Source organism: Capnocytophaga sp. oral taxon 326 str. F0382, assembly GCF_000318295.1.
GTDB classification, from domain to species: domain Bacteria; phylum Bacteroidota; class Bacteroidia; order Flavobacteriales; family Flavobacteriaceae; genus Capnocytophaga; species Capnocytophaga periodontitidis.
Window position 1 is genome coordinate 1 of the sequence record NZ_KB291455.1, and the last position, 4,327, is coordinate 4,327.

Sequence of the window (4,327 nt, forward strand, 5' to 3'; positions counted from 1 at the left end):
TCTCTAAAATAGCCTCATTTTTGTCCATTATATCAAAAATCTTTATAAAGAAGAGGCGTGCTTTAACAGCACGCCCTTTTTATTTTAGGTACTCGGCAGTGAAACTCTTCTTGTTTTTAGCCACTTCTTCAGGAGTACCAAAAGCTATTACTTCGCCACCTGCTTTACCCCCATCGTGCCCTATATCTATGATATAATCTACTTTTCTGATAACATCGAGGTTGTGCTCTATTACCAGAACAGTATTGCCCTTATCTACTAAACGGTCGAGTACTTCGAGGAGTACTTTCACATCTTCGAAATGGAGTCCTGTGGTGGGTTCATCTAATATATAAAAAGTATTGCCTGTGTCTATTTTAGAAAGCTCTGTAGCTAACTTCACCCGTTGGGCTTCTCCTCCTGAAAGGGTAGTAGATTGTTGCCCTAAAGTGATGTAGCCTAAACCTACCTCTTCAATAGTTTTTAGTTTACGGTATATTTTAGGGATAGGTTCAAAGAATTTTACTGCTTCACTTATGGTCATATCCAGCACATCGGCAATAGATTTCCCTTTGTATCTCACTTCAAGCGTCTCGCGGTTGAAGCGTTTTCCTTTACAAGTTTCGCAAGGCACATAGACATCAGGGAGGAAGTTCATTTCAATCACCTTTAAACCTGAGCCTTCACAGGTTTCACATCTACCGCCTTTCACGTTGAAACTAAATCTACCTGGTTTGTAGCCACGTATTTGTGCTTCGGGTACTTGGGTGAAAAGGTTGCGTATCTCACTGAAAACACCTGTGTAGGTAGCAGGATTTGAACGCGGTGTACGCCCAATAGGTGACTGGTCGATATCGATTACCTTATCAATATGTTCTAAGCCTTCAATACTTTTGTAAGGCATTGGTTTTTTTACGCCATTAAAGAAATGAGCGTTTAAGATAGGGTACAGAGTCTCGTTAATAAGCGTTGATTTACCACTTCCCGATACACCTGTTACCCCTATCATTACCCCTAAAGGGAACTTTACGGTTATGTTCTTCAAGTTGTTGCCCGTACAGCCTTTTAGGATAATTTCATTGCCGTTGCCTTTGCGCCTTTGGGTGGGTATTTCAATCTTCTTTCTCCCACTCATATAGTCTGCGGTGATGGTATTTGCTTTTAGCAACTCTTTAGGCGTTCCTTGAAAGATAATATCTCCTCCATTTACGCCCGCTTTAGGTCCTATATCTACTACATAATCGGCTTCTTGTATCATTTCTTCATCGTGTTCTACCACAATTACTGAGTTGCCAATATCTCTGAGTGATTTCAGTGAGTTGATAAGCCTTTTGTTATCTCGCTGATGCAAACCAATGCTAGGTTCATCGAGTATATAGAGTACCCCTGTGAGTTGTGAACCTATCTGCGTTGCCAGTCTGATACGCTGTGCTTCTCCTCCGGATAACGATTTAGAACTTCTGTTAAGAGCTAAATAAGTAAGCCCTACATCTATGAGGAATTGGAGTCGGGTGGTGATCTCTTTGATAATTTCTTCTGCTATTTTGCGCTGTTTCGTAGGGAGATGCTCAGGTAGAGATTTGAACCACGCCAATAAATCTGTAATATCTAAGGCAGATAGTTCAGCTATATTTTTATCAGCTATTTTAAAATAAAGCGCCTCTTTGCGCAAGCGAGTGCCGTGACATTCCTCGCAAGGAATAGTATCCATAAACTCTTCAGCCCAGCGCTTGATAGCTGCCATATCAGCATTTTCGTGCTGGCTTTTGATGAAGTTGATGATACCTTCGAAATCAATTTCAAAATTGCGCGTAATGCCTAATACATCCGATTTGATAGCGTATTTATCTTTACCACCATAGAGAATAATATCCATCGCTTCTTTAGGAAGTGCCTCAATAGGGTCGGAGAGTTTATGACCGAACTTTTGTACAATGAACTCTAATTGTTTGAATATCCAAGTGTTCTTTTGCTCTCCTACTGCTGTAATCCCGCCGTTCTTGATAGAGATAGAAGGATCAGGGATAATCTTGGAGAGGTTGATTTCTTGCACTTCACCCAACCCATTGCAGTGTGGGCACATTCCTTTAGGAGAATTGAATGAGAAGGTATTAGGTTCAGGAAGAGGATATGAGATGCCCGAAGAAGGACACATCAAATGTCGGCTGAAATAGTGAGCTTTTTTTTGGTCGTGTTCTAAAACCATTAGCACATCGTCGCCGTAGTTCATTGCAATTTTGATACTTTCTTGTAGGCGTTTTTGGGTGTCGTCAGTATCATCAATTAGCATACGGTCGATCACGATTTCAATATCGTGTGTTTTGTAACGGTCGAGCTTCATACCTTTTTTGATATCACGAATTTCGCCATCGGTACGCACTTTTACAAAGCCTTGTTTGGCAATCTGCTCAAAGAGCTCGCGGTAATGTCCTTTTCTCGATTGAACTACGGGCGCTAATAGGTTAATGCGTTTGCCTTTGTATTCTTTGGTAATGAGTTCCTGAATTTGGCTATCGGTATAACTTACCATCTTTTCGCCTGTTGCATAGCTATAAGCATCGGAAGCACGGGCAAAAAGCAGGCGCAAGAAGTCGTAGATTTCGGTGATAGTACCCACTGTAGAGCGCGGTGATTTGGAGGTAGTTTTCTGTTCGATAGCAATCACAGGTGATAGTCCGTCGATTTTATCTACATCGGGGCGCTCTAATCCCCCAAGAAACTGGCGAGCATAAGCCGAGAAAGTCTCGATATAACGGCGTTGTCCTTCGGCATAAATAGTATCAAAAGCCAATGAGGACTTGCCACTACCAGAAAGCCCAGTGAAGACAACAAGTTTTTCGCGGGGAATGGAAAGGTCTATATTTTTGAGGTTATGCACCCTTGCGCCTTGAACATCAAGGTTTTCTACAGGGATGATATTTGTAGTTTTCTTCTTCATTTTGAAATGATGATATTATCAAGGGGCAAAATTACGGAAAAAATTGGTATAATAAGTATTTTGACAAAAACAAAGCTTTCTCTAAGGTAGGGTTAAAGAGTTGTTTTAGCTAAAGAAGGCTGTTTATATATCCAATTATGAGCATTAGCAAATGTTATAAATTTGTCATTTTCTTTTGCATTTTTAAATGTTATATAAGCTACTTTTAAATTAGGAAGTTCCTTTAATCTATAAAAATCTTCAGCTTTAAGTTTCTCTAAATCTGTAATCATCAGATATTTTAGTTGTTTTAGTTCGAAAATAGCTTCTATATTTTCAAGATTCTTAAGATGCACACATTCGAGATGAAATATATTTTCTTTATTTTTAAAAGAAGTAAGCCTTGTAATATGAGGCATATACCTCAATCGCACATCAGAAAGCTGAGGTAAGGACGCAATATTTTCTATACTAACATCTTTACAGTTCTGTAAAGAAATATATTCTATATCAGGAAATTTCTCAGTAATCAAATCACTATGGATAAACTTACTATCAACAGTAAGTTCTTTAATAGGTAAATTATTGAGTTTAGAAAAATCTATCTCTCGAGCGCTCAAGTGTTCTAGCTTTTCAAATGTATTGAGTACAGTGTATTGTTTTATAGTCAATCCAGTATATAAACTTAAAGAAGATAAGTTTTTAAACTTAGCCAAAGGAACTAAAGATATACCTTTTTTTACATTATTATATATCGTAAATTCTTCTAAATCATCAATATGCGATAGCTCAGATAAATCCTCTATAAAGCCATTGAATACAATTATTTTTAGTTTCTTTAAATTGGTTAAATAACGTAATTGTTTTAAATTTTCCTGATTCATCTCTGTACTTTTATTTAAAGACAGCCAAAGTTTCTTATTGTACTTCTTTAAATAGGAATTAATAGATGACAAAAGTTCTTCATCACCTAATAGGTTACTAATATAGAGATGTTCAGCATTTTTTATAGCTTCCTCTAAATTGGTAGTATTATTTAGTTCATTGATATTCAATCTCTGATTGTAATGGGTTGTATTTTGCATATTTTTGTTTGTTTTGTTTTATACTATGTACAAAATATTCTTTGTTTCAAACACGATCATATTCTATAGCATCTAATAGGTCAGCTATTTTATCAGCTTTATCGCGAGATTCACCATTATTGTTATTTCCTTCCTCATAATACTTCACAAATAAATGTCGCAATGTTGCTTTTATTTCTTTATCAGAAATATTTTCACTCCTTGCTAAAAGTACTAAATCTATCATTAGTAGAGATGATTTGGGCTCTTCTTTTAGACTTAAGGCTTTTTCAAATTCTTCTTCCAATAACATAATCAATTAAGGTTTAAGAATGAGGCTGTCCAAAAAGTTTAGTTTAAACTTTTA

Annotated in this window: 3 protein-coding genes; all 3 read right to left on the reverse strand. The window is 36.9% G+C overall.

Annotated elements, in window-relative coordinates; all coding sequences use genetic code 11:
* Nucleotides 1–79: 79 nt before the first annotated feature.
* The 3 genes from uvrA to HMPREF9073_RS12195 all read right to left on the reverse strand — a co-directional run bounded on the left by uvrA (nt 80) and on the right by HMPREF9073_RS12195 (nt 4,273).
* Nucleotides 80–2,917 carry an excinuclease ABC subunit UvrA gene (uvrA, locus tag HMPREF9073_RS12185; RefSeq protein WP_009414081.1) on the reverse strand — a complete coding sequence of 946 codons (2,838 nt, stop codon included), beginning with the start codon at nt 2,915–2,917 and terminating at the stop codon, nt 80–82.
* A gap of 92 nt (nt 2,918–3,009) precedes the next feature.
* On the reverse strand, nt 3,010–3,981 hold the full coding sequence (locus tag HMPREF9073_RS12190; protein ID WP_009414082.1) for a hypothetical protein: 972 nt from the start codon (nt 3,979–3,981) through the stop codon (nt 3,010–3,012).
* 46 nt (nt 3,982–4,027) lie between these two features.
* The gene (locus tag HMPREF9073_RS12195; protein ID WP_009414083.1) at nt 4,028–4,273 is read right to left on the reverse strand and encodes a hypothetical protein; all 246 of its coding nucleotides are present in this window, start codon (nt 4,271–4,273) and stop codon (nt 4,028–4,030) included.
* Between the last annotated feature and the right edge of the window lie 54 nt (nt 4,274–4,327).

What these genes read in the sequence shown, in the direction of transcription:
- HMPREF9073_RS12190 (WP_009414082.1), bottom strand. Translation starts at nt 3,981, where the DNA reads ATGCAAAATACAACCCATTACAATCAGAGATTGAATATCAATGAACTA.
- uvrA (WP_009414081.1), bottom strand. Translation starts at nt 2,917, where the DNA reads ATGAAGAAGAAAACTACAAATATCATCCCTGTAGAAAACCTTGATGTT.
- HMPREF9073_RS12195 (WP_009414083.1), bottom strand. Translation starts at nt 4,273, where the DNA reads ATGTTATTGGAAGAAGAATTTGAAAAAGCCTTAAGTCTAAAAGAAGAG.